Raw genomic sequence first — 23866 nt, 5'->3', positions numbered from 1 at the left:
CATAGCGGACATCAGAATGTCATGACAATATGCCATGCTAGGTCCGAGTATCGGGAGGTAGCTTGTTCGATCTGATCACGATCGGCCGCTGCGGCGTCGACGTCTATCCGCTGCAGACAGGCGTCGGACTGGCCCAGGTCGAGAGCTTCGGCAAGTTCCTCGGCGGCAGCCCGACCAACGTGGCCGTGGCCGCCGCCCGCCACGGCCTCCGCTCGGCGGTGATCACCGCGGTCGGCGCCGACCCGTTCGGCGACTACGTACGCTCGGCCATCGCCGGCTTCGGCGTCGACGACCGCTACGTCGCGACCTTCGCCGAGGCGCCCACCCCCGTGACCTTCTGCGAGATCTTCCCGCCGGACCACTTCCCGATCTACTTCTACCGGGGCGAGCACCCACCGGACCTGCGCATCCCGCCCGAATCCCTCGACCTCGCCGCGATCAGGGCCGCCAAGGTCTTCTGGTTCAGCGCCACCGGCCTGAGCATGGAGCCCAGCAGGGCCGCGCACGCCGCCGCCCTGGCCGCCCGCGACGGCTCCGGGTGGACCGTCTTCGACCTCGACTACCGGCCCACGCTGTGGAAGGGGCCCGCCGAGGAGGCGGTGCGCGCGGCGCTGCCCCACGCCGACGTGGCCGTCGGCAACCTGGACGAGGTCGAGGTGGCCGTCGGCACCCGCGACCCGGAGGCCGCCGCGCGGGCGCTGCTCGACGCGGGGGTGAAGGTGGCGATCGTGAAGATGGGGCCCAAGGGGGTGTACGCGCGCAGCCGTAGCGAGACGGCGCTGGCCGAGCCGGTCCCCGTCGAGGTCGTCAACGGCATCGGCGCCGGCGACGCCTTCGGCGGCGCGATCTGCCTGGGGCTGCTGCGCGACTGGCCGCTGGAGCGCACGATCCGCTTCGCCAACGCCGCCGGAGCCTTCGTCGCCGCCCGGCTGGCCTGTGCCGACGCCATGCCCACGACCGACGAGGTGACCCAGTTGATGGAAGGCCGCGCATGACCGATCTGACGCTCACCAGAGCCGACCGCTACGAGCGGCTCACCAGGATCCGGGCGACCCGGCCTGAGGAGATCGCGCACGCGGCGGCCAGGCGGCAGCGGCGCGGGCTGCCCGGTGACGGCGAGCGGCTGATGATCATCGCCGCCGACCATCCGGCGCGCGGCTCGCTCGGCGTGCGTGACCGGCCCTTCGCCATGGCCAGCCGTACCGACCTGCTCGACCGCCTGCAACTCGCGCTGGAACGGCCGGGCGTCCACGGCATCCTGGCCGCCCCCGACGTGCTGGAGGACCTGCTGCTGCTCGGCGCGCTGGAGGGCAAGCTGGCCTTCGGCTCCATGAACCGGGCCGGCATCCAGGGCGCGGTCTTCGAGCTCGACGACCGCTTCACCGGCTTCGACGCCGCCGCCATCGACGCCATGCGCCTGGACGGCGGCAAGATGCTGTGCCGCATCGACCCGGCCGACCACGGCACCGTCGCCACGCTGGAGTCGTGCGCGCACGCCGTCACCGACCTGGCCAGGCGGCGGCTCGTGGCGATGGTCGAGCCGTTCTGGTCCAGCCGGGCCGACGGCGGCGCGGTCCGCAACGACCTGTCGCCCGAGGCGGTCATCCGGGCCATCAGCGTGGGACAGGCGCTCGGCGCCACCTCCGCCTACACCTGGCTGAAGATCCCCGCGATCCCCGAGATGGAGCGGGTCATGGCCGCCACCACGCTGCCCGCCCTCCTGCTCGGCGGCGACCCGCCGGACATCGACGCCGCCTTCGCCGACTGGGGCCGGGCCCTGGAACTGCCGGGCGTGCGCGGCCTCGTGGTCGGCCGCGCGTTGCTCTACCCTCCGGACGACGACGTAGCCGCCGCCGTGGACGGCGCCGCGACCCTGGTCAGGGAGGCCTCACGATGACCCACATCCCGTACGGCAAGGCCGCCTCAGGCCCGTGGTCCGTGGAGATCACCCCCGCGCTGGCCGGCTGGACCTACTCGGCGCTGCGCGTGGCCGACCTGTCCGGCGACGCCACCGTGGCCTTCGACACCGGTGAGGAGGAGATGATCGTCCTGCCGCTGTCCGGCTCCTGCTCGGTCACCTTCGCCGCCCCGGTCGAGGGCGGCACCACCACCTTCCACCTGGCCGGCCGCCCGTCGGTCTTCGCCGGGCCCAGCGACTTCGCGTACCTGCCGATCCACACCGAGGTGATCCTGCGGGGCGAGGGCCGCGTCGCGCTGCCCGCCGCGCGCGCCACTCGGCGGCTGGAGCCGCGCCACGTCCCCGCCGACCGGGTCGCGGTCGAGATCAGGGGCGCGGGCCAGGCCAGCAGGCAGGTGAACAACTTCTGCTCCCCCGACGCCTTCGAGTGCGACAAGCTCGTGGCGGTCGAGGTGCTCACCCCGGACGGCAACTGGTCGTCCTACCCGCCCCACAAGCACGACACCCCCAACCCGGGCGAGGCGGTGCTGGAGGAGATCTACTACTTCGAGGGCGGCCCCGGCTACCAGCGCGTCTACACCTCAGAACGCGGCCACATCGACACCCTGGCCGAGGTCTCCCCCGGCGACGTGGTGCTCGTCCCCTACGGCTACCACGGGCCGTCGATGGCCGCGCCCGGCTACGACCTGTACTACCTCAACGTGCTCGCCGGACCGGCCGGCGAGCGTTCCATGGCCTTCTGCGACGACCCGCGCCACGCCTGGATCCGCGGCACATGGGACGGTCAGGAGACCGACCCTCGGCTGCCGTTCAGGAGGACCTCATGATCCGGCTGACCGTCGCCCAGGCGACCCTCCGCTTCCTCGCCGCCCAGCACACCGAGCGCGACGGCGTCGAGCACCGGATGTTCGGGGGGATCTTCGGGATCTTCGGGCACGGCAACGTGGCCGGGCTCGGGCAGGCGCTGGCGACCGACGCGGCGCTGCCGTACCTGCTGAGCCGCAACGAGCAGGCCATGGTGCACGCGGCGGCGGGCTACGCGCGGGCGAGCAACCGGTTGCGGACGCTGGCCTGCACCACCTCGGTGGGTCCCGGCGCCACCAACATGGTCACCGCGGCGGCGGGCGCGACCATCAACCGGCTGCCCGTGCTGCTGCTGCCGGGTGACGTCTTCGCCACGCGCGTGGCCAACCCGGTGCTGCAGGAGCTGGAGGATCCGCGTTCCTACGACCTTTCGGTCAACGACGCCTTCAAGCCGGTCTCGCGCTACTGGGACCGGATCAACCGGCCTGAGCAGCTACCCTCCGCGCTGCTGGCGGCGATGCGGGTGCTCACCGACCCGGCCGAGACCGGCGCGGTGACGCTGGCGCTGCCGCAGGACGTGCAGGCGGAGGCGTGGGAGTGGCGGGAGGAGCTGTTCGAGCGCCGGGTGTGGCACGTCGGACGGCCGCGGCCGGAACCCGCCGCGCTCGCGCGGGCCGCCGAGCTGATCAGGCGCTCGGCCCGTCCGCTCCTCGTCGCGGGGGGCGGGGTGATCTACAGCGAGGCGACCGCCGAACTGCGCGCCTTCGCCGAGCGGTACGGCGTGCCCGTCGCCGAGACCCAGGCCGGCAAGGGCGCCCTGCCGTACGGACACCCGCTGGCGGCGGGCGCGATCGGCGCGACCGGCACGACGGCGGCCAACGCGCTCGCCCGCGAGGCCGACCTGATCATCGGCGTCGGCACCCGCTACAGCGACTTCACCACCGCCTCGCGCACGCTGTTCGACCAGGACGCGGCCGTCGTCAACCTCAACATCACGGCCTTCGACGCGGCCAAGCTGTCCGGCCTCCAGGTGGTGGCCGACGCCCGCGCGGGCCTGACCGACCTCGCCGAGGCCCTCGACGGCTGGGGTACGGCCGGCGTCTACCGCACCATGGCCGCCGAGCTGACCCGCGCCTGGGACGCCCAGGTCGACGCGGCCCACGCGCTGGAGGGCACGCCGCTGCCCCAGCCCGCCATCATCGGCGCGGTCAACGCCGCGGCGGCCGAGGACGGCGTGGTGGTGTGCGCCGCCGGTTCGATGCCCGGCGACCTGCACAAGATGTGGCGCCCGAGCGGTCCGGGCTCCTACCACGTGGAGTACGGCTACTCCTGCATGGGCTACGAGATCGCCGGCGGGCTGGGCGTCAAGATGGCCGTGCCGGAGCGCGAGGTGTTCGTGCTGGTCGGCGACGGCTCGTACCTGATGATGGCCCAGGAGCTGGTCACCGCGGTCGCGGAGGGCGTCAAGCTGGTCGTGGTGCTGGTCGACAACTCCGGCTTCGCCTCGATCGGGCGGCTGTCGGAGAGCGTGGGCGCCGAGCGGCTCGGCACCGCCTACCGCCACCGGGGCTCGGGCCGCTACGACGGCGGGCCGCTGCCGGTCGACCTGGCCGCCAACGCCGCCAGCCTGGGCGCGCACGTGATCCGCGCCGAGACCGCCGGCGACCTGCGCAAGGCCCTGGAGAGCGCGCGGGCGGCCGACGAGACCACGGTGATCTACGTGAAGGCCGACCCGCACGTGGACGCGCCCTCCTCCGAGGCGTGGTGGGACGTGCCGGTCGCCGAGGTCGGCAGCCCTGCCCGCGCCGCCTACGAGGAGGCCAAGCGCGCCCAGCACTGATTACGCGCCGCCGCCCCAGGGAACGCCCTGATCATGAAGCCATGGCGGGTGCTCGGATGGATCGCGCTGATCGCGGTGATCCTCTACTGCGTCTGGTTCGTCAGGACCGTCGCCATCTCGGTGATCATCGGGGTGTTCATCACGGCCCTGCTCCTGCCGCCGTACCACTGGCTGCGGGGCAGAGGGCTGAGCCGGGGCCTGGCCACCACCGTGGTCTTCCTGGGCGCGCTGGTGGTCGGCGGGCTGTTCTTCTGGCTGCTGGTGCCGGCGACCGTGGACGGGCTCGGGCAACTGCGCGACAGCCTCGGCAAGGCGCTCGACGACCTGCACAACCTCGCCCGCTCACTCGGGCTCGACGACACCCGGCTGTCGGAGCTGTCGAAGCAGGTCCAGGCGTACCTGAGCGAGCAGTCGCGCTCCATCGCCACCGGGGCCATCGCCGGGGTCCGCACCGCCGGGGAGATCGTGATCGGCGCGGTACTGGCCATCATCCTGGCCGTCTACTTCGTCCACGGCGGCGACCGGCTGTTCGACTGGCTGACCGAGCTGGCGCCGGTCAAAGCCAGGCCGCACCTGCGCGAGGCCGGGCACGTCGTCTTCAGCGTGGTCGGCCGCTACATCCGCGGCATCGCCATGGTCGGGCTCGTGGACGGCTTCTTCATCGGGCTCGCGCTGTGGATCCTCGGGGTGCCGATCGCGCTGCCGCTGGCGGTGCTGACGTTCGTGGGGGCGTTCCTGCCGGTGGTGGGGGCGTTCATGGCCGGGTTGTTCGCCGCGGTGGTGGCGTTCGTGGCCAAGGGCTGGCTGGTGGCGCTCATCGTGGTCGGCGTCACGATCCTGGTGCAGCAGGTGGAGGGTCACGTGCTGGCGCCGCAGATCTACGGCAGGGCGCTGGACCTGCCCGGCGCGGTCATCCTGCTGGCGATCGCCGTGGGCAGCGTGGTCGCCGGGATCACCGGCGCCTTCCTGGCCGCGCCGGTGGCCTCGGTGATCGTGGCGCTGATCAGGAGTCGAGAGGCAGCTCGAGCTCCAGCTCATGCCTGATCGGGATGCCGTCCACCGACATCTCGGGGATGCCCGGCTTGAGCTCGCGGGTGCGGGTGACCGCGTCGCGGCGCAGGGCCACGAGGTCGAAGCCGTAGCGCTGGTAGAAGGCCAGCGCCCGGGTGTTGTCGTTGGTGGTGACCAGCGTGAGCCTGCGCATGCCGCGCCGCCGCGCCACCTCACGCACCGCGTCCAGCAGCGCACTGCCCACCCCGGCGCCCTTGACGACGGCGTCGATCGTGACGATCTCCACGCTGCCTTCGCGCTCCATGTAGGTGATCAGCCCGGCGATCCGGTCGCCGTCGGAGACGGCCACGAAACCGGGCAGCGTACTGGCGTCGACCATCTCGCCCCAGGTCAGCGCGATGACATGGGTGCCGCCCCAACTGGCGGTCAAGATTTCGACGACCTGCTCCAGATCTCCGGGGACGATGGGTCGCACGGTAAGTGGCATAGGGCCCATTATGAGATCTCATGCGATGGGTGACGTTCGACTGCTTCGGCACGCTCGTGGACTGGCGGCACGGAATCGCCACCACCGCGGAACTGCTCTTCCCCGGGTACGGCGGCCGCCTCCTCGACCCCTACGTCCGGCACGAGCTGGAGGTCCAGGCCGAGACGCCCACGATGCTCTACCGCGAGGTGACCGCCGAAGCCCTGCGCCGGGCCTGCGCGGAAGAGGGGCTGGACCTGAACCCGGACGACGCCGGCCTGCTGGCCGCCACCCTCCCCTCCTGGCCGGTCTTCCCCGAGGTGGGCCCCGAACTCGAGGCGGTGCGCGCGGCCGGATGGCGGCTCGGCCTGCTCACCAACTGCGACCGCGACCTCATCGGGCTGACGCGGCGGCGGCTGCCCGTACCCTTCGACGCGGTCGTGACCGCCGAGGACGCGGGCGGCTACAAGCCGTCCCTCGGCCACTTCGCACGTTTCCGCTCCTCACACGAGCCGTCGGAGTGGATCCACGTCGCCCAGGGCTACGTCCACGACATGGTCCCCGCCCACGCGCTCGGCCTGCGCCGGATCTGGATCAACCGCCGCGGCGAGACGCCCGCCGACCCGTCGATCCTGCAGAAGGTCCAGCCCGACCTGCACGGGCTGGCGGCGGCGCTCCAGTAGCGCTAATCCAGGACCGGGGCTTCAGTAGCGCTGGTCCAGGACGTCGGCGATGCCGGCCAGGAACGAGTCGACGTCCGCGATCAGGTAGCCCGGCCGGACCAAAACGGTGGCGAACTTGGCGTCGCGCACGTCCTGACCGGTCAGCGGGTTGTCGGTGGTGCCGCGCAGCGTGGCCACGATGCGGTCGAGGAAGGCGTCGATCTCGTCCTCGTTGTACCCCGTGCCCATCCGGCCCGAGCGGAACGCCACCCGCTCCACCCGCGCCGCCTGCGTCTCGAACCACTCCTCGCGCAGCATCTCCCCGGTCGGCTCGGTCATGGCCAGCGCCACCGGCGTCTTCGCCCGCGTCTCCAGCGCGACGACGAACGCCTCCAGCGCGAAGTCCACCGCGGTCTCGTTGTAGCCGCCGCGCCTGGCGCGGAAGGTGGCCCTGCGAACCTCGTCTGCGGTCACCGGCGCCAGCTCACGCCCGCCCCGGCCGAGCGTGGCCTCGATGCGGCTGATCAGCGAGTCCACGTCGACGGGGTCGTAGCCTGAACGCATACCCATGACGCGTGGAAAGCGGTTCAAGCTCAATCCTCCTGAGACGGCTGAGGGGGTGCCTATATTGTGGGGCTCTTTATCCGGAGAATGCACCCCACTCCATTACCGTTGGATCACTATGGACCTGTCCAACGTCTCGTTCCGCTACCGGCGGCGCGCCCCCGACGTGATCAGGCACGCGGACGCGACCCTGAGCCCCGGCGACGTCATCGAGCTGACCGGCGCGAACGGCGCCGGCAAGTCCACCCTGCTCCGCCTGCTGGCCGGCCTGACCCGCCCCACCCGAGGCAAGCTCTCCGGCCGCCCCCGCACCGTCGGCTACGCCCCCGACCACCTCCCCACCGCCCAGCCGTTCACGGTGGCCGCGTACCTGGACCACATGGCCCGCATCCGCCGCGCCGCCACCTGGCGCCCGTGGGCCGACCGCCTCAACCTCACCCCTCTGGTACGGCTCCCGCTCCGCGAACTGTCCAAGGGCAGCGCCCACAAGGTCGCCCTGGTCCAGGCCCTGATGTGCGACCCGGGCCTGCTGCTGCTCGACGAACCCTTCGCCGGCCTGGACACCGCCACCCGCGAGGCGTTGCCGGGGATCGTGGCGGAACTGGCGGGCAGGGGGACGATCGTGGTGGCGGGAGACCACGAGGCCGGCCTGCACGACCTCCCGTCGCTGCGCCACTGGACCCTGACGGACGGCTTCCTGCGCGAGCCTTCTCCCGCTGCCCGCAACCTCTCCCCCTCCCCCACACCCCCACCCGCCATCCACCTCACCCCACCCAGCCAACCCACGTCACCCGCCGCGAACCCGCCTCCAGCACACCTAGCGGGCAGCCAGAACGCTGTTTCGCCCGCCCAAGTCGCGGCACCCGGAGGGGCAAGCTCTCTCGGGGACACCGGGTTGACCAGGGACGCGAGGCGGGCCCCGGAGACCGCGTTGGCCGGAGAGCCGAACTCGCTCGGGGACACCGGGTTGGCGAGGGGCGCGAGGCTGGCCCCGAACGCCGCGTTGGCCGGAGAGACGGGCTTGGCCGGAGACACGGCGCTGGCAGGGCAGCCGGAGGCCGGATCGGCTCGAGATGTGAGCTGGGCCAGTGACGTAAGGGTTGCCGGAGATGTGAGCTTGGCCAGTGACGTGACCGTTGCCGGAGATGTGAGCTTGGCCGGGGGCGTGGGGTTGGCTGGGGTGGGGCGGGTTGGTGGGGTTGAGGATGGAGTGGTGGTGGAGGTACGGGTGCCGGGGGGCGAGGTGGGGGCGTTTCTGGCGCGGATGCGGGCGGAGGGCTACCAGGCCACGGAGGCGGCACAGTGATCGCGTTGACGAGGTTCCGGATAGCGGCATATGTCCGGTCGCACCGGGTCTACCAGGCCCTGGTCCCGATCCTGGCCATGCTCGCGATCATCTACGCCAACCGCGCCCCACTCGGCTCAGAGGCACCCGCCCTGGCCGACTCCGCGGTGCTGATCATCCCGATGCTCGCCTGGGCCACCCGCTCCCTGCTCGACACCGAACCCGACGAGCAACGCGCCATCTCCGCCACCACAGCCGGATCCCGCACCCGCGAACTGACCGGCGGCCTCCTGGCGGCAGCGGCGGTCAACACGACGTTCGCCACGCTGGCACTGGTCTGCGGCCTGCTGATGGGCCTGGAGGCGACGCCGTCCCCGGACGTCCTGCTGGCGGCAACGGTCCTGCACGTGCTGGCGGTGCTCGCCGGACTCATGCTGGGCGCCCTGACCAGCCGCGTGATCCTGCCGTCGCCCGCGCTGTCCATCATGACGCTGCTCTTCGGCTACCTGGCGATGCTGCTGATCAGCATCACCCCGGCCTACTGGCTGACGGTCCCGGTCACGGCCTGGCTGAAGGCAGCGGGCGCAGGCACTCTCCCCACCGACCTCCCCGCCCTGACCGCCATCTCCCTGGCCTGGTGCGCAGCAGGACTGGCCGGATACACCTGGCTACGCCGCACCCGCCCATAAACCACAACCCCGGTTACCGCCTTGCTCTTAGCGTGTTGACGAGCCCGTTGCGGTGGGGACCACGTCCGACGTGAGAAGCGATCCCCCCGACCAACGCCCGCGCACGTCGGCGGGTGGCGTGGGGGTGGCGGAGCCGTAACGGATGGTGGTCGCGGAAGGGAACCACAACGGGCCCGCACGCACGAAAAGGCGGCCGAGCGGAAGCAGCAACCAGATGAAAGAGCTACTCGGCGGCGGCGAGTTGGCCGCAGGCGCCGTCGATCTCGCGGCCGCGGGTGTCGCGGACGGTGACCGGCACGCCGTGGTACTGCAGGCGCCGCACGAACGCCCGCTCGTCCTCCGGACGCGAGGCAGTCCACTTGGACCCCGGCGTCGGGTTGAGCGGGATCAGGTTGACGTGCACCAGCTTGTTCTTGACCAGCTTGCCCAGCAGGTCGGCGCGCCACTCGTGGTCGTTGATGTCCTTGATCAGCGCGTACTCGATCGACACCCGCCGCTTGGTCTTCGCCGCGTACGCCCACGCGGCCTCCAGCACCTCGGCGACCTTCCAGCGCGTGTTGATCGGCACCAGCGTGTCGCGCAACTCGTCGTCCGGCGCGTGCAGCGACAGCGCCAGCGTCACCGGCAGCCCCTCGTCGGCCAGTTTGCCGATCGCCGGGACGAGTCCGACGGTCGAGACCGTCACCCCGCGCGCGGAGATGCCGAGCCCGTCGGGCGCCGGCTCGACCATGCGACGGACCGCCCCGATCACCTGCTTGTAGTTGGCGAGGGGTTCGCCCATGCCCATGAAGACGACGTTGTTGATCCGGCCGGGTCCGCCGGGCACCTCGCCGGTGGCCAGGGTGCGGGCTCCGGCGACGACCTGTTCGACGATCTCGGCCGTGGACATGTTGCGGGTCAGACCGGCCTGGCCGGTGGCGCAGAAGGGGCAGTTCATGCCGCATCCGGCCTGCGACGACACACAGATCGTGGCGCGGTCCGGGTAGCGCATGAGCACCGACTCGACCAGCGCCCCGTCGAACAGCCGCCACAACGTCTTGCGCGTCGTCCCCTGGTCGGTGGTCTGCTCGCGGACCGGCGTCAGCAGCGACGGCAGCAACGCCGACAGCTTCTCCCTGGCCGGCGCGGGCAGGTCGGTCATCGCCTGGACGTCGGTGGTCAGGTGCGTGAAGTAGTGCCGCGAGAGCTGGTCGGCGCGGAACGGCTTCTCACCGAGCTCGGCCACGGCGGCGCGGCGCTCGGCCATCGTGAGGTCCGCCAGGTGCCGCGCGGGCTTGGCCCGGCGGGGCGCTACGAAGGTGAGCTGGCCTGGCTGCTGGGACACGTTCCTGCCTCATCTCGACGGTTACCGACCAGGGTAGTGAACGTCTCGCCCGCGTTTGTCATTCCTACGAGCTCTCGCCTGCGATCGGGCGGCGATCTACAGTCATCTTGTATGGCGATTTATCGGGCGAGCGAGCAGCCGGGTGAGCACACCCAGGCCGAGGTCGTCCTCGTGGCCGGCAACCCTTACGGGAGCCGCACGCTGGTGATCGAGCGGGACGAGGACGCCTCGGTCGCTTACCTGTGCGCGCCGGATGGCACGGTCCACGGCGCCGTCTGGCTGGCCAACCACCGCAGAGCGCCCGGCGCGGTCGACCTGAGCCGCATCAACGCCGGCCTGCCGCCCGTCATGCCGTATGCCAACACCGTCCACCCCGCGGGCCGCCGCCCCCTCGGCCAGCTCAGCGCCCTGTGGTTCGAGGAGGGGGACGGCGTCGCCGTCTACGAGAACGACGACCTGCTCGCCGTCATCCCCGGCTGGGCCGACATGTCCAGGGGCATGCCCGGGTACGCCCGCGACGCCATCGGCGAGACCCCGTTCGCCTGGTCCCTGCCCGAGGCGCTCGAAGGACTGCTCCCCCGCATCTCCAACGCCCACTCCTACTGGCGCTGGCGGCATCGCGAGGGGTCGTGGCCGGGGTTCCAGCAGTTCGTGATGGGCCACCTCGACCGCACGCTCGGCCCCGCCGGCCGCTACTGGGACGCCAGCGGCGAGCGCCTGCCCACGGTCGGCATCACCGAGCGGCCCCCGTTCGGCGAGCGCGAGTTCACCGTGCTGTCCACGGTCGGGATGAGCTGCCAGCGCATGCCGACGGTGGAGCAGTGGATCGACCGGCCGCGCGCGTACTCGCGGATCGAGCTGGCCGTCGCCACCCGCCAGGACCCCCGGGAGGTGGCGCTGGTGCTGGTATGGCTGGCGCAGTATCCGTGGCATTCGGTCACCTGGCTCGGCCACGGGCACACCGCGCAGTGGTACCACGACCCGTCCACGTTCCCGCTCGGGGCCGACTACTCGGGGGTGCTCATGCTGGCCGACCCGCCGGACTTCCCCGACATGACGGGATTCGCGTTCGGGGGCGAGGCCGTGCGGTGGCTCTGGCTCGTGCCCGTCACCACCGAGGCGTTAGAAGAACAGCGCCAGTAGCAGCCAGATCGGCACCAGCGTGGCGACCAGCGAGTCGAGCCGGTCCATGAGCCCGCCGTGGCCGGGCAGGATCGTGCCGAGGTCCTTGATGCCCAGGTCACGCTTGATCATCGACTCGACCAGGTCGCCGATCGTGGCCAGCGCCGCGGCCAGCACGCCGATCAGCGCGCCCTGCCAGAACTCGCCGTCCATGCGCCAGATGACCAGCCACGCCCCGACGCCCACGCAGGCCAGCACGGATCCGGCGAAGCCCTCCCAGGTCTTCTTCGGGCTGATGATCGACATCTTGTGCCGGCCGAACAGCACCCCGGCGATGTATCCGCCGATGTCGCTGGCCACGGTCACCGCGATGAAGATCAGCACCCGGTCCGCGCCGTCGTCCGGCGCCAGCAGCAGCCCCACGAACCCGGCCAGCAGCGCCGGATAGACCAGCGTGAACACCGAGGCGGTGGCGTCGCGCACGTATCCGTCGGCGCCCGCGCTGAACATCCGCCAGATCAGCATCACGAACACGAACACCGAGAACGTGCCCACGAGCGAGACCGCGCCGCCCCAGTAGGCCCCGGCCAGCATGCCCGCCGTCGCCACCAGCGCCGGCACGGCCGGCACCACGATCCCACGGGTGCCGAACGCCTTGACCAGCTCCATCACGCCAATGCCGACCGCCGCCGCCACCACCAGGAGAAAGATCTCCTTAACGGTGTAGATCGACACGATGACCGACGCGCCCAGCGCCGCGCCGACCGCGATCGCCGCGGGCAGGTTCCTTCCGGTACGGCTGCCGCCGCTCGGGCTGGTGCCAGCCGTACTTTCTTCCACAGACTCTCCCAAGCCGGGATTTCTAGCCGATCACCCTGGAATGCCCCCAGCCCCGCGCGGGGGATGGGGGCACCACGGCTTGCCGTACAGGCGCCTAGACCTCGAGCAGCTCGGCTTCCTTGTGCTTGAGCAACTCGTCGATCTTGGCGACGTGCTTCTGGGTGATGTCGTCGAGCTCCTTCTCCGCGCGGCGCACCTCGTCCTCGCCCGCGTCGCCGTCCTTGATCATCTTGTCAAGGGTCTCCTTGGCGGAGCGGCGGATGTTGCGCACCGACACCTTGGCGTGCTCACCCTTGTTGCGCGCGACCTTGATGTACTCCTTGCGGCGCTCCTCCGACAGCTCGGGGAAGTTCACGCGGATCACCTGACCGTCGTTGCTCGGGTTGACGCCCAGGTCGGAGTCGCGGATCGCCTTCTCGATCGCGGCCATCGAACCCTTGTCGAAGGGCTGGACGATGACCATGCGGGCCTCGGGAACGTGGAACGAGGCCAGTTGCTGGATCGGAGTCGGCGAACCGTAGTACTCGGCGTTGATCTTGTTGAACATCGACGGCGTGACTCGGCCCGTGCGGATGCTCGCGAAGTCCTCCTTCGCGACCGAGACAGCCTTGTCCATCTTTTCCTCGGCTTCGAGGAGAGTTTCGTCGATCACAGCGGCTCCCTGCTGTTTTGGTCGCCCGTCCGTCGGATGGGCTCCCTGCTGCCTTGGTCGCTCACCCTCCTCACTCGCTTCGCGGAGCGCCTCCTTCGTCGGCTCTCCACTCCGCTCGCTGCGTCGGGTTCGCTCCCGTCTACTTGCCTGCCGGACTCACCAGCGTGCCGATCTTCTCACCGCGGACCGCCCGCAGGATGTTGCCCTCACCCATGAGGTCGAAGACCACGATGGGCAGGTCGTTCTCCTTGCACAGGCTGATCGCGGTCTGGTCCATGACCGTCAGATCGCGTACCAGGACCTCTGCGTAGTCCAGGTGGTCGAACCGCACGGCGTCCGGGTTCTTCCGCGGGTCGGAGTCGTAGACCCCGTCCACCTGCGTGCCCTTCAGCAGCGCCTCCGCGCCGATCTCCAGCGCGCGCTGCGCCGCGCACGTGTCGGTGGAGAAGTACGGCGTGCCGAGCCCGGCGCCGAAGATGACCACGCGGCCCTTCTCCAGGTGCCGGATCGCGCGGCGCGGCAGGAACGGCTCGGCCACCTGCTGCATCGTGATCGCGGTCTGCACGCGGGTCTCGACGCCGCGCTTCTCCAGGAAGTCCTGCAGGGCGAGGCAGTTGATGACCGTGCCGAGCATGCCCATGTAGTCGGCGCGGGCACGGTCCATACCGCCCTGCGACAGGGTGGCGCCGCGGAACATGTTGCCGCCGCCGACCACGACGGCGACCTGCACGCCCTCGCGCACCGCCTCGGCGATCGAGTCGGCCAGGTGACCGACGACGACCGGATCGATGCCCATCTCCTCGCCGCCGGCGAACGCCTCGCCCGACAGCTTCAGCATGACCCGTCTGTACGAAGAAGCCGCCGACGTAGCTGGCTCCTGGTTCTCCTGCACGCGGCGGCCTCCTCGGTAGGTGGTACTGATGTGGGGCTGAGGGCTTGACTAAGCCTAAGCCTGGCCCACCTTGAAGCGAACGAAGCCGAGCACCTCGACGCCGTTCTCGTCGGCGTACTTGGCGATGGACTTCTTGTTGTCCTTCACGAACGCCTGCTGCAGCAGCGTGAAGTCCTTGTACCAGCCGTTGACCCGGCCCTCGACGATCTTGCCGATGGCGGCCTCGGGCTTGCCCTCGTCGCGGGTCATCTCCTCGAAGAGCGCGCGCTCCTTCTCGATGACGTCGGCGGGAACGTCCTCGGCCTTGAGGTACTTCGGCGCCATCGCCGCGGCGTGCTGCGCGATGTCCTTGGCGACCTCGGCGTTGGGCTTGTCGAGCTGGACGAGCACGCCGACCGCCGGCGGGAGCTGCGGGTCGGTCTTGTGCATGTACGCGCCGACGTAGCCGCCGTCGAGCACCGCGAAGCGGCGGATCTCGATCTTCTCGCCGAGCGCGACGTTGGCGTCGTCGAGGTGGTTCTGCACGCTCTTGCCGTTGTACTCGGAGCTGAGCAGCGCCGGCACGTCGGCCGGCCGGGTGGCCAGGATGTGCTCGACGACCTCGGCCGCGAGCTCCTGGAAGCGCTCGGCCTTGGCCACGAAGTCGGTCTCGCAGTTGAGCTCGAGCAGCGCGGCGGCGCTGTCGCTCTCCTGCTTGAGGGCGACCAGGCCGTTGGAGGCGGTGCGCGACTCGCGCTTGCCGACGTCCTTGGCGCCCTTGAGGCGCAGGATCTCAACGGCGCGGTCGAAGTCGCCCTCGGCCTCCTCGAGCGCCTTTTTGCAGTCCATCATGCCGGCGGCGGTGAGCTCGCGAAGCCGCTTGACGTCGGCCATGTTCACGGAAGCCATTGCTTTTTCCTCGTGGGATCTTCGTCGTGGATCGGGTGGGCGCCGGGATCCGGCCACCCACCCTTTCAAGCCTTCTGTGCCGGTACGGCTGGCGCCGCCGGCTGGTCGGCACGGCCTGCGGGAGCCGTACCAGGAGCCGTGGATCTTTCGTGCGCGGGGGCCGCTCGCGCGGCCCCCTGCCCGGAGCGTCAGGCGGCGGGGCCGCCCGTGCGGGACCGTCAGGCCTTGTCGGTCCCGGTCTCGGTCTCGTCCTCGACGCCGGCCTCGGCCTCGGCGGGAGCGGCCTCAGCCTCGGCGGCGACCTCGGCGTCGTCCTCGGCCACGGCCTCGGCGGCCACGTCGGCGTCCTCGACCGCGACCTCGTCGACCGGGGCGGCCTCGGCTGCGGCCTCGGCGGCGGCGGGCTCGGCGGCGGGGGCGGCCTCGGCGGCGGCGCCCTGCTCGATGAGCTCGCGCTCCCACTCGGCCAGCGGCTCGGCGGCGGCCGGCTTCTCGTCACCGCGGGCGGCGCCGGAGCGGGCCATCAGACCGGCGGCGACACCGTCGGCGACGACGCGGGTCAGCAGGCCGACGGCGCGGATGGCGTCGTCGTTGCCCGGGATCGGGTAGTCGACCTCGTCGGGGTCGCAGTTGGTGTCGAGGATCGCGACGACCGGGATGCCGAGCTTCTTGGCCTCGGAGATCGCGATGTGCTCCTTCTTGGTGTCGACGATCCACACCGCGCTGGGCACGCGGCCCATGTCACGGATACCGCCGAGCGTGCGCTCCAGCTTCTCCTTCTCACGACGGCGCATGAGGAGCTCCTTCTTGGTGAGCCCCGACGCGGCGACGTTGTCGAAGTCGAGCTCCTCGAGCTCCTTCAGACGCTGAAGCCTCTTGTGCACGGTGGAGAAGTTGGTGAGCATGCCACCCAGCCAGCGCTGGTTGACGTACGGCATGCCGACGCGGGCGGCCTGCTCGGCGATGGCCTCCTGGGCCTGCTTCTTGGTGCCGATGAACAGGATCGTGCCGCCGTGGGCGACGGTCTCCTTGACGAAGTCGTAGGCACGGTCGATGAACGACAGCGACTTCTGCAGGTCGATGATGTAGATGCCGTTGCGCTCGGTGAAGATGAAGCGCTTCATCTTCGGGTTCCAGCGGCGGGTCTGGTGACCGAAGTGAACGCCGCTTTCGAGCAGCTGTCGCATGGTGACGACGGGGGCCATGTGCTGGTCCTCCAGGTCGGCGCGCCCGGGGGCGCGATTCTCGGTTGTGTCGCGGCAGTCGGGTACTGCCGCCCTGATGCCCCTGAGCCGCTCCTGCCGGAACCTTGCGGGTCCGGACCGAGGGATCGGCTCGCGATGGGGCATGCGAAGTCGGCCCGTCTGTGACAGGCCACCGGAAAGTCTACCTCCCGCGCTGACCTCACGGGTCAGACGGCGTCGTGGTCCTCCGTGGGCAGACCGGGCACGGGACGCTCGGGGCGCAGGTAGACGGAGTACTGCGCGACCACGGTGCGCGCGTCGGGCGGCGCGTCCTTCCGCACCCCCGCCTGGTAGGGCAGCAGCAGCGCCTCCATCTGCTCGCCCAGGCGGCGCATCTCCTCCGGACCGACCTGGAGGAAGATCCGCCGCCATGCCGCTCCCGCCCGCCACTGCTCGGGCTCGCGGTCGACCCGGCCCATCGACCGCTTCAGGTCGGCGTGGGCCTCGTCGTACACGGTGTGGATCAGCAGTTCCTTGGCCGCGCGCAGCTCGGGTGCGTCGTCGGGTTCCGTGGCCACGCTCAGCCCCCGGCCGGTCGAACGCCACACGCGCTCCCTGCCGTCGGTACGCGGCGGCGCGTCCTCGACGAAGCCGTACTTGGCGAGCATGCGCAGGTGGTAGCTGGCGGCGCTCGGGGTGACGCCGGCGAACTCCGCGACTTCGGTGGCCGTGGACGGGCCCTCGACCTGCAGCCGGTTCAGCATCTCCAGGCGGGCGGGGTGGGCCAGCGCGCGCATCGCCTTGGGGTCGCTGAGCGGGGAGTGCCGGTGGCTCATGTGCAAACCGTACCCGGACGAGATCTGAAGTATTGCTTTCACAGTTATGAAGGATTATCTTCAGAGTTGTGAAGGGTTTCCTTCACAGCGTTGGTTGGAGGATTCCATGACCGTGCCCCTGCGCCGGCAGCCCGACTATCGGCTCCTCTGGGCCTCCAGGACGGTCGCGATCACCGGGAGCGAGGTGTCCAAGCTGGCGGTACCGCTCACCGGCGTCACGCTGCTGGCCGCGAGCCCTTCGCAGATGGGCCTGCTCACGGCCGCGGCCTTCGCGCCGGCGCTGCTGTTCGGGCTGCAGGCCGGCGCCGTGTCCGACCGGCTGCGCCGGCACCGGCCGCTGATGATCGGCTGTGAGCTGGTCGCCGGGGCGGCCGCGCTGGCCGTACCGGTCGCGTGGCTACTCGGGGTGCTGAGCGTGCCGCTGCTGGTGGCCGTCGCGTTCGTCATCGGGACCGCCGGGGTGGTCTTCCGCTCCGCTAGCTTTCCCTACCTGGCCTCCGTCGTCGACTCTGGGCAGCGCACCGAGGCCATGGCCGGGCTGCAGGCCTCCTACTCGGTCGCCTCGGTGGCCGGTCCCGGGCTGGGCGGTTTGCTGGTGCAGGTGTTGACGGCGCCGCTGGCCGTACTGGTGGAGGGGGTGGGGTTCCTGGCGTCCGCGCTGCTGATGGGCCGCATCCGCGCCCCCGAGACACCCGCGCCCGCGGCCTCGCGCGGCATGCTGCGCGACGTCGGCGAGGGGCTGCGCACGTGCCTGTCGAACCGGTCCCTGCGCGCCCTGCTGCTGGCCGGCGTGACCATCAACCTCTTCGCGATGGCCTATTTGGCCGTGCACATGCTGTACCTGGTGAACGTCCTGTCCATCCCCAAGGGCCTGATCGGCATGATGGTCGCCCTTTCCGGTGTGGGCGGGCTGCTGGGCGCCTGGCTGACCGCCCGCCTGAACCGGCACACCGGGACGAACCGGCTCCTCAAGTGGTCGGTGATCCTGTTCCCCCTCGACTTCCTCACCGTTGGGCTGATCGGCGGGCCGACGTGGTGGAAGGTCCTCGCCATGTCGCTCAGCGCGCTGGCGACGGGGATGCTGGTGGTGACGTTCGCGACCTGCATGGGCGCGGTGCAACTGCGCGAGGCGCCCGCCGAGCTGCGCGGACGGGTCAACGCCACGTTCACCTTCGCCGTGCAGGGGGTGCTGGCGGTGGGCGGCCTCCTGGGCGGGCTGCTGGCCGAGGCGGTGGGGCTGCGGGCGGTCATCCTCGTGTGCGCGGCGGGGGTCACGCTGAGCGCCGTGTGGATCTGGACCTCGCCGTTGCGGATCCCCGAGGTGGACCCGCCCGCCAGCCGCTCCAAGCCTTCCCGCTCTGGGCCTTCCCGCTCGGAGCCGGGTGGGGTGCCTGTGCGCGCGTCCATGTGGGCCGCGCGCCCGCGTTCCGGGTACGGCTACCGCCGCCACGCGCGGCCGGGGCGGGTGGACCAGACGATGGGACCGGCCATCTACGAGCTCACCCTGGTCAAGATGCGCTCCCTGCTGTGACAGCCGTCGTGTCCACAGGTCCGGCATCCCGCCGGTCTGTCCACAGAACGCCGTTCGCCAGCCCGGCCGCCTCGCCCGCTCCCGCATCCTGGCCGCCATGATCCTCGCCTCGATCGCCCTCGTCCTGGCCCTCGTCCCCGCCCCGGAACCGGTGACCTGGCAATGGCCGCTGACCGGCGCCCAGGGGGTGGTGCGCCGCTTCACCCCGCCCCCGGCCCCATGGCTGTCCGGCCACCGCGGCGTCGACCTACCGGCGGAACCGGGCACCGCCGTACACGCCGCAGGGCCGGGCACCGTCGGCTACGCGGACCAGCTGGCCGGCCGAGGGGTGGTCACCGTCCACCACCCCAACGGCCTGCGCACCACCTACCTGCCCGTCCTCCCGTCCGTACGCAAGGGCCAGCAGGTCACCACCGGCACCCCGATCGGCACACTGCAGGGCCTCGACCCGCCCCACTGCGTACGGCACTGCCTCCACTGGGGCCTCCTGCGCGAACGCCGCTACCTGGACCCGCTCCTGCTCACCGGCGCCGGCCTGGTCCGCCTTCTCCCGCACTGGTCATGAGCGAAGAGGCTCAGATCGGGGCAGAGTAAGACCATGCCGACCGGAGCACCCAGCCAGCCCGACGACGAGACCGCGGCGGTCGTCGCCGCCTTCGAACGCCATCTCCGGCTGGAGCGCGACCTGTCGCCCCACACCGTCCGCGCCTACGTCACGGACGCCGCCTCCCTCCTGCGGCACCTGCGTGAGGCGGGCGGCGTCTGGCCCGCCGGTCTCGACATCGACGCGCTGCGGCACTGGCTGGCGGCACAACACGCCGAAGGGCTGTCCAGGGCCACGCTGGCCCGCCGTACCGCGTGTGCGAGGACGTTCACCGCCTTCTGCCACCGCCAGGGCCTGCTGGCCACCGATCCGGGTCTCCTGTTGGGCAGCGCCAAGGCGCCTAGGACGCTGCCCGCCGTACTGGACCAGCCGCAGGCCCAGGCCGCCCTCGCCCCGGCGGAGGACACCTCGCCCAAGGCCCTGCGCGACCAGGCGATCCTCGAACTCCTCTACGCCACCGGCATCCGCGTGAGCGAGCTGTGCTCCCTGGACGTGGACGACGTCGACCGGACCCGCCACGTCATCCGCGTCGTCGGCAAGGGCCGTAAGGAACGCACCGTTCCCTTCGGCCTGCCCGCCCTGCGGGCCGTCGACCTGTGGTGCGTCAACGCCCGCCCGCTCTGGGCCACCCCGAAGTCCGCCGACGCCCTCTTCCTGGGCACCCGGGGCGGCCGCATCGACCCGGGCACCGTGCGCCGCGTCGTCCACACCCGCCTGCGCCAGGTGCCGGGCGCCCCCGACCTGAGCCCGCACGGCCTGCGCCACAGCGCCGCCACCCACCTCCTGGAGGGCGGCGCCGACCTGCGCAGCGTCCAGGAGCTCCTGGGCCACTCCTCCCTGAACACCACCCAGATCTACACCCACGTCTCGATCGACCGGCTGCGCGCCGCGTACCGCCAGGCCCACCCCCGCGCCTAGCCGTTATCCACACCCACCCCCCTCATCCCCAGAACCCCGCTCGGCCATTTTTCGCGCCCCCATTCGCGCGAAAGTCATCCGCATGACCACGAAACACGACCTCGGCAAGCAGGGCGAGCAGCTAGCCGTCGCCTACCTCCAGTCCGAGGGCATGGAGATCATCGAGCGCAACTGGCGCTGCCGTCACGGCGAGATCGACATCATCGCCAGGGACGGGCCGACCCTCGTGGTGGTCGAGGTCAAGACCCGCTCCACCCGCTCCCACGGCAGCGCCCTGGAGTCGGTGCGCCCCGTGAAGCTGGCCCGCCTGCGCATGCTGGCCGCGAAATGGCTCGCCGCCCAGCCGTCCCGCTTCGAGACGGTACGCGTGGACGTCATCGCCCTGGAGCGCTTCGCCGGAGACTTCTCGATGCGCCACATCAGGGGGGCGATCTGAATGGCCGTGGCCCGCACCAGAAGCGTCGCCCTGATCGGCGTGACAGGCCGCACCGTCGAGGTCGAAGCCGACGTGGGCAACGGCCTGGCCGGAATCTCCCTGATCGGCCTGCCCGACACCGCGCTCAGCGAGGCCCGCGAGCGGGTGCGCTCCGCCATGGTCAACAGCAACTACCCCATGCACCCCTGCCTTGAGCTGCGTAGACGCTCATTCGGGCCGCCCGTGGGCCGTCTGTGGGCCGTGGGCCGTTGAGTTGGGCCGCCGGAGAGCAGCATCGATGATCTTCCTCATCCGCTGTTCGGACTTCGGCATCACCGACGCGTAGACCCTCAGCAGAAGCGCGCCTCCGTCCGAGTGGCCCAGCCACTCCGCGACCGCTCGCACGCTCTCGCCCTCAGACAGGAGGGCGGAAGTGAAATATTTTCTCAGCATGTGCATGCCGTGCTCGCGGTAGGCGTGTCCTCGCTTCTGGCCGGACTTCAGCGGCGGCACGATGCCCACCTGCTCCAGCGCCCTGTGCCACAGCTTGTTGAACGTGGCCTGATGGAGCGGGCGGCCGTGGGTGTTGACGAAGAACAGCCGCGCCGTGTGCGGCGGCCCGTCCGCCTTGACCCACGGGAGGGTGACCTCGACCGGCTCGAATCGGCGCATATGCTCGGCTAAGGCGATCTTGACGCTCTCGGCCAGCGGCACGTCCCGCGGCTTGTCGCCCTTGGGTGGCGCAAAGACCAGGCGGTTCTTCAGGATCTTGATCTGTCGCTGCACGTGGACCTCACCCGGAAGCCACTCGACGTCGTCGGGGCTGAGCGCGAAGATCTCGCCCTGCCGCAGTCCAATGCCGCTCCCGACGTCGACCATGGCCTGGTAGCGCTCCGGGAGTGCGTCACCCATGCCGTACAACTGGTCAGGCGTCCACAGCACGAGCTTCTTGCGCGTCGAGGCCGGCAGGCTCACCGACTTCGCCAACATGGGGTTCTTGCCGATCAGCTCATCATCGACGGCGATCGCGAACACGAGCTGCACGTGCGCCATGATGGTGCGGATCGTGTTCGGCGCGAGGTACCCGGACAGGTTTGTCACGAGTCCTTGCAGGATGCTGGGGCGCTTGGCCAGCAGGCCGAGTTCGTGGCCGCCGATCGTGGGGTAGACGTGGCTGGTCAGCCGCTGGTGCATCTTCTCGCGGGTGCTCGGGTTGAGCGTGCGGTTGGCGATGACGTCGGCGGCGAACGCCTTGAAGATGACCTTGCCCGCGCTCGGGTCGATGTACGTGCCACGCTGCAGGTCGGCCTTGACCTCGGTCTCCCGGCGTTCCGCATCGACCTTCTTGCCGAAGCTCTCGTTCGTCTCCCGACCGTCAGGGCCGATGTAGCGCAGGCGGTACCGCTTGCCTTTGCCGTACCGGACTGGGTCCTTCTCCAGGACCGGCTTCCCCTTTCCGTCGAGCAGCACCTTGCCATCTGGGCCGCGCGCTTTCCGGAACCACCGATCTTCGATTTGCGCCATCACTCACCGCCGCTTCCGTCAGGGATTGTTCCTGATTGGGCGTTTTCTAGCCACCTAACTGCCTGCGTCATCTGCTCGGAAAGCGTACGGAATTTACTAGGCAACTCTCTTGCGGCAGCCTCAATATCCCAATTGTTTTCCTGAAGATTACGAACGAGCATTACCGCAGCGATCTGGACGAAATCGAGGCCGACCGCTTGCTCCATAACCTCCTGGGCAGTAACCGGCTCCGAGCCGTCCTCCTTGACCGTCAGGCGGATATGACGCAGACCGGGGCCGTTGATGGTCTTCCAGTCATGAACATGCCCGGCGCCGATGATCCGGCGCACCTCTTCAGGTAGCCGTTCATGAAGCTTCATAGCCTCTTGCGGCACTCGGGCGAGGTCCTTCAGCACTGTGCGAGTGATGGCTAGTTCCTGCTCAGCCGCCAAGGTCGCCGCCTCAGCTTGAGCCAGCCTCTGATGCACAATGTCCGCCTTCTGCTCTGCCAGGCTGCGCTGTTCCTCCGCGACCGCGAGCCGTCGTAGCAACGCGTCTACTTCCCGCTCGACCCCCGACGGAGCGATGCGTGAAGCAGTTGCGGCTTCCACCTCAGCAACGGCCTCCATCGCAGGAGCTCTGACTTTTCGGGCGCGCCCAACCAGGTTCCTCGCGCCGAGGTCAATGGTGGCCATGATCGACCGATCCAGCGAATTATCGGCATCAAGAAGGGGGAAGATGAGTTCCTTAAATCCCCGAATAGCTTCATCGAGGCTTCGCGGCCTGTCCTCGCGGCGCACTCTCCATGACGTGAAGTATTTGCGCGCGTACAAGCATGCTTCCTCTGCACGTTCCGTGCCTGATTCAACGTTCGCTTCGAGAAGAGTCACAAGTCGAGTCATCGCGAATCCAGGCCATACCTCCCTCCATTCCGCGTCTTTCGTGACCAACGACTCCGGCGAGCGCTCCCAATCCTCGGAAGGATGGCCGGGCCAGGACTGCATTGTCAGCCCAAGTGTCGCCGCGACGGCCTCAACTGTGGCCCACTCAGCGCGCGGCTTGCCACTACTGGGGTCATAACTATGGCCGTGTGATTCAAGGCTGATCAGGGTCCCGCGCGCTATGCCAGCCACTACGGCGACAGCCTTCTGCGTTAGCTTCAACTCCTCCCGGCGGACCCGCAGTCGGACCGGCGTATTCCAGGGGATCCCATAGGGCGCATCGGTTGACGGGCGAATCCAGTCAGGCAGTTCACGCTCCGCGCGCAGGATGTCGTCCTCGGTCCAACGTCTGGGCTCTCCGGACAGGCGCTTAGGCTTCCCTGGAGGCTCCGCTGCACTCATCATGTTCAACAGTGTCCAACGGCACCCGACTAGTGTCAACGAAGTCGCTGGAGACGCCCAGAACCTACAGGGCCCGCCCATCAAACTTCCCGAGTTGCACCTGCCGTTCCGTTAGCCCTAGCGTGTTCGTTACTGCTAGCGTTTCCTAGACGGTCACGAACAACTGTTCGCCCCAGAACGCGCGAAGGGCCCAGAGGGAGCTCTCACCTTCCCCCCGGGCCCGATGCACATGCTCCTGCCAGCTTCAGCTTCCAACGTCGACCAATCAGGAGAGTGCCCATGAAGGGTACCAGCGCGCCTTCGCGCACGAGCAAGTCCCGCGCCACTGCGGCGCAGGTGTCTCTGCAGGTCAACGCACCTCTGGCTGCGGACCGATCCAACGACAGGCTGCTCACCTTCCCCGAGGAGGTCTGCGAGCTGACTCGGATGGAGGCGGCGACCTGGCGCTACAAGCGCCACCGCGGCGAGGCCCCCTTCCTGTTCCGCATGGGCAGGCGCCTCTACGCGTGGCGCTCCGACGTGGTCGCCTGGATCGAGGCACAGCGTCTCGCCGACCAGGCCGACGCGTAGGCGCC

Annotated in this window: 26 protein-coding genes; 15 read left to right on the top strand and 11 right to left on the bottom strand. The window is 70.1% G+C overall.

Features of this window, described 5'->3' with window-relative positions; translation table 11 throughout:
- Positions 1-62 precede the first annotated feature (62 nt).
- Genes iolC through ACIBEJ_RS48940 form a run of 5 tightly spaced genes read left to right on the top strand, consistent with a single transcriptional unit; the run spans position 63 to position 5606 of the window.
- A complete protein-coding gene (gene iolC, locus ACIBEJ_RS48960; protein ID WP_397189899.1) occupies positions 63-995 on the top strand; it encodes a 5-dehydro-2-deoxygluconokinase in 933 nt (310 codons plus the stop codon).
- Positions 992-1897 (top strand): deoxyribose-phosphate aldolase, encoded by a 906-nt coding sequence (locus ACIBEJ_RS48955; protein ID WP_397189898.1) that lies wholly within the window; start codon positions 992-994, stop codon positions 1895-1897. Before iolC ends, ACIBEJ_RS48955 begins: the two co-directional genes overlap by 4 nt.
- Positions 1894-2745 carry a 5-deoxy-glucuronate isomerase gene (iolB, locus tag ACIBEJ_RS48950; protein WP_397189897.1) on the top strand — a complete coding sequence of 284 codons (852 nt, stop codon included), beginning with the start codon at positions 1894-1896 and terminating at the stop codon, positions 2743-2745. The genes ACIBEJ_RS48955 and iolB overlap by 4 nt, the downstream gene beginning before the upstream one ends.
- On the top strand, positions 2742-4562 hold the full coding sequence (gene iolD, locus ACIBEJ_RS48945) for a 3D-(3,5/4)-trihydroxycyclohexane-1,2-dione acylhydrolase (decyclizing) (protein WP_397189896.1): 1821 nt from the start codon (positions 2742-2744) through the stop codon (positions 4560-4562). The genes iolB and iolD overlap by 4 nt, the downstream gene beginning before the upstream one ends.
- Before the next feature lie 33 nt (positions 4563-4595).
- The gene (locus ACIBEJ_RS48940) at positions 4596-5606 is read left to right on the top strand and encodes an AI-2E family transporter (RefSeq protein ID WP_397189895.1); all 1011 of its coding nucleotides are present in this window, start codon (positions 4596-4598) and stop codon (positions 5604-5606) included.
- Here ACIBEJ_RS48940 and ACIBEJ_RS48935 read toward each other — a convergent pair.
- Positions 5566-6048, bottom strand: a complete 483-nt coding sequence (locus ACIBEJ_RS48935; protein ID WP_397189894.1) for a GNAT family N-acetyltransferase — start codon at positions 6046-6048, stop codon at positions 5566-5568. The genes ACIBEJ_RS48940 and ACIBEJ_RS48935 overlap by 41 nt on opposite strands.
- Before the next feature lie 32 nt (positions 6049-6080).
- Here ACIBEJ_RS48935 and ACIBEJ_RS48930 point away from each other — a divergent pair, with 32 nt between their 5' ends.
- Positions 6081-6722 (top strand): HAD family hydrolase, encoded by a 642-nt coding sequence (locus ACIBEJ_RS48930; protein WP_397189893.1) that lies wholly within the window; start codon positions 6081-6083, stop codon positions 6720-6722.
- A gap of 21 nt (positions 6723-6743) precedes the next feature.
- On the opposite strand, the gene ACIBEJ_RS48925 is transcribed toward ACIBEJ_RS48930, so the two are convergent.
- Positions 6744-7271 (bottom strand): DivIVA domain-containing protein, encoded by a 528-nt coding sequence (locus tag ACIBEJ_RS48925; RefSeq protein WP_397189892.1) that lies wholly within the window; start codon positions 7269-7271, stop codon positions 6744-6746.
- Between the two features lie 112 nt (positions 7272-7383).
- Here ACIBEJ_RS48925 and ACIBEJ_RS48920 point away from each other — a divergent pair, with 112 nt between their 5' ends.
- Together ACIBEJ_RS48920 and ACIBEJ_RS48915 are read left to right on the top strand one after the other, a co-directional pair.
- Positions 7384-8571, top strand: a complete 1188-nt coding sequence (locus ACIBEJ_RS48920; RefSeq protein WP_397189891.1) for an ATP-binding cassette domain-containing protein — start codon at positions 7384-7386, stop codon at positions 8569-8571.
- Positions 8572-8576: 5 nt separating this feature from the next.
- A complete protein-coding gene (locus ACIBEJ_RS48915; RefSeq protein ID WP_397189890.1) occupies positions 8577-9239 on the top strand; it encodes a hypothetical protein in 663 nt (220 codons plus the stop codon).
- 223 nt (positions 9240-9462) lie between these two features.
- On the opposite strand, the gene rlmN is transcribed toward ACIBEJ_RS48915, so the two are convergent.
- Positions 9463-10563 carry a 23S rRNA (adenine(2503)-C(2))-methyltransferase RlmN gene (rlmN, locus tag ACIBEJ_RS48910; protein WP_397189889.1) on the bottom strand — a complete coding sequence of 367 codons (1101 nt, stop codon included), beginning with the start codon at positions 10561-10563 and terminating at the stop codon, positions 9463-9465.
- A gap of 111 nt (positions 10564-10674) precedes the next feature.
- On the opposite strand from rlmN, the gene ACIBEJ_RS48905 reads away from it, so the two are divergent.
- On the top strand, positions 10675-11706 hold the full coding sequence (locus tag ACIBEJ_RS48905; RefSeq protein WP_397189888.1) for a suppressor of fused domain protein: 1032 nt from the start codon (positions 10675-10677) through the stop codon (positions 11704-11706).
- Here ACIBEJ_RS48905 and ACIBEJ_RS48900 read toward each other — a convergent pair.
- The 6 genes from ACIBEJ_RS48900 to ACIBEJ_RS48875 all read right to left on the bottom strand — a co-directional run bounded on the left by ACIBEJ_RS48900 (position 11686) and on the right by ACIBEJ_RS48875 (position 16977).
- Positions 11686-12525: a phosphatidate cytidylyltransferase gene (locus ACIBEJ_RS48900; RefSeq protein ID WP_397189887.1), complete on the bottom strand. Its 840-nt coding sequence runs from the start codon at positions 12523-12525 to the stop codon at positions 11686-11688. The two genes, ACIBEJ_RS48905 and ACIBEJ_RS48900, sit on opposite strands and share 21 nt — an antisense overlap.
- A 94-nt stretch (positions 12526-12619) precedes the next feature.
- Complete coding sequence (gene frr, locus ACIBEJ_RS48895) at positions 12620-13177, bottom strand: ribosome recycling factor (RefSeq protein WP_397189886.1); 558 nt, start codon at positions 13175-13177, stop codon at positions 12620-12622.
- 139 nt (positions 13178-13316) lie between these two features.
- Positions 13317-14015, bottom strand: coding sequence for a UMP kinase (gene pyrH, locus ACIBEJ_RS48890; RefSeq protein ID WP_379620386.1), 699 nt, complete (start codon positions 14013-14015; stop codon positions 13317-13319).
- Positions 14016-14123: 108 nt separating this feature from the next.
- Positions 14124-14957, bottom strand: coding sequence for a translation elongation factor Ts (tsf, locus tag ACIBEJ_RS48885; RefSeq protein WP_397189885.1), 834 nt, complete (start codon positions 14955-14957; stop codon positions 14124-14126).
- Positions 14958-15175: 218 nt separating this feature from the next.
- Complete coding sequence (gene rpsB, locus ACIBEJ_RS48880) at positions 15176-16162, bottom strand: 30S ribosomal protein S2 (RefSeq protein ID WP_397189884.1); 987 nt, start codon at positions 16160-16162, stop codon at positions 15176-15178.
- Positions 16163-16368: 206 nt separating this feature from the next.
- The gene (locus ACIBEJ_RS48875) at positions 16369-16977 is read right to left on the bottom strand and encodes an ArsR/SmtB family transcription factor (RefSeq protein WP_397189883.1); all 609 of its coding nucleotides are present in this window, start codon (positions 16975-16977) and stop codon (positions 16369-16371) included.
- A 106-nt stretch (positions 16978-17083) separates the two neighbouring features.
- On the opposite strand from ACIBEJ_RS48875, the gene ACIBEJ_RS48870 reads away from it, so the two are divergent.
- The 5 genes from ACIBEJ_RS48870 (at position 17084) to ACIBEJ_RS48850 (ending at position 20718) form a co-directional block, all read left to right on the top strand.
- Positions 17084-18508: an MFS transporter gene (locus ACIBEJ_RS48870; protein ID WP_397189882.1), complete on the top strand. Its 1425-nt coding sequence runs from the start codon at positions 17084-17086 to the stop codon at positions 18506-18508.
- A 97-nt stretch (positions 18509-18605) separates the two neighbouring features.
- Positions 18606-19073 (top strand): murein hydrolase activator EnvC family protein, encoded by a 468-nt coding sequence (locus tag ACIBEJ_RS48865; RefSeq protein ID WP_397189881.1) that lies wholly within the window; start codon positions 18606-18608, stop codon positions 19071-19073.
- A 33-nt stretch (positions 19074-19106) separates the two neighbouring features.
- On the top strand, positions 19107-20030 hold the full coding sequence (locus ACIBEJ_RS48860; RefSeq protein ID WP_397189880.1) for a tyrosine recombinase XerC: 924 nt from the start codon (positions 19107-19109) through the stop codon (positions 20028-20030).
- 82 nt (positions 20031-20112) lie between these two features.
- On the top strand, positions 20113-20466 hold the full coding sequence (locus ACIBEJ_RS48855) for a YraN family protein (protein ID WP_397189879.1): 354 nt from the start codon (positions 20113-20115) through the stop codon (positions 20464-20466).
- Positions 20467-20718, top strand: a complete 252-nt coding sequence (locus ACIBEJ_RS48850; protein ID WP_397189878.1) for a magnesium chelatase domain-containing protein — start codon at positions 20467-20469, stop codon at positions 20716-20718.
- On the opposite strand, the gene xerC is transcribed toward ACIBEJ_RS48850, so the two are convergent.
- Positions 20674-21915, bottom strand: a complete 1242-nt coding sequence (xerC, locus tag ACIBEJ_RS48845; protein ID WP_397189877.1) for a tyrosine recombinase XerC — start codon at positions 21913-21915, stop codon at positions 20674-20676. The genes ACIBEJ_RS48850 and xerC overlap by 45 nt on opposite strands.
- 53 nt (positions 21916-21968) lie before the next feature.
- Entirely contained in the window at positions 21969-22781 is an 813-nt protein-coding gene (locus ACIBEJ_RS48840) for a hypothetical protein (protein ID WP_397189876.1), read from the bottom strand.
- Positions 22782-23570: 789 nt separating this feature from the next.
- Here ACIBEJ_RS48840 and ACIBEJ_RS48835 point away from each other — a divergent pair.
- Positions 23571-23861, top strand: a complete 291-nt coding sequence (locus ACIBEJ_RS48835) for a helix-turn-helix transcriptional regulator (RefSeq protein WP_397189875.1) — start codon at positions 23571-23573, stop codon at positions 23859-23861.
- The last annotated feature ends 5 nt before the right edge of the window (positions 23862-23866 follow it).

Source organism: Nonomuraea sp. NPDC050790 (genome assembly GCF_044456745.1).
Classification (GTDB): domain Bacteria; phylum Actinomycetota; class Actinomycetes; order Streptosporangiales; family Streptosporangiaceae; genus Nonomuraea.
The sequence above is the reverse complement of the archived record's forward strand: the minus strand, read 5'-3'. Positions and strand labels throughout refer to the sequence as shown.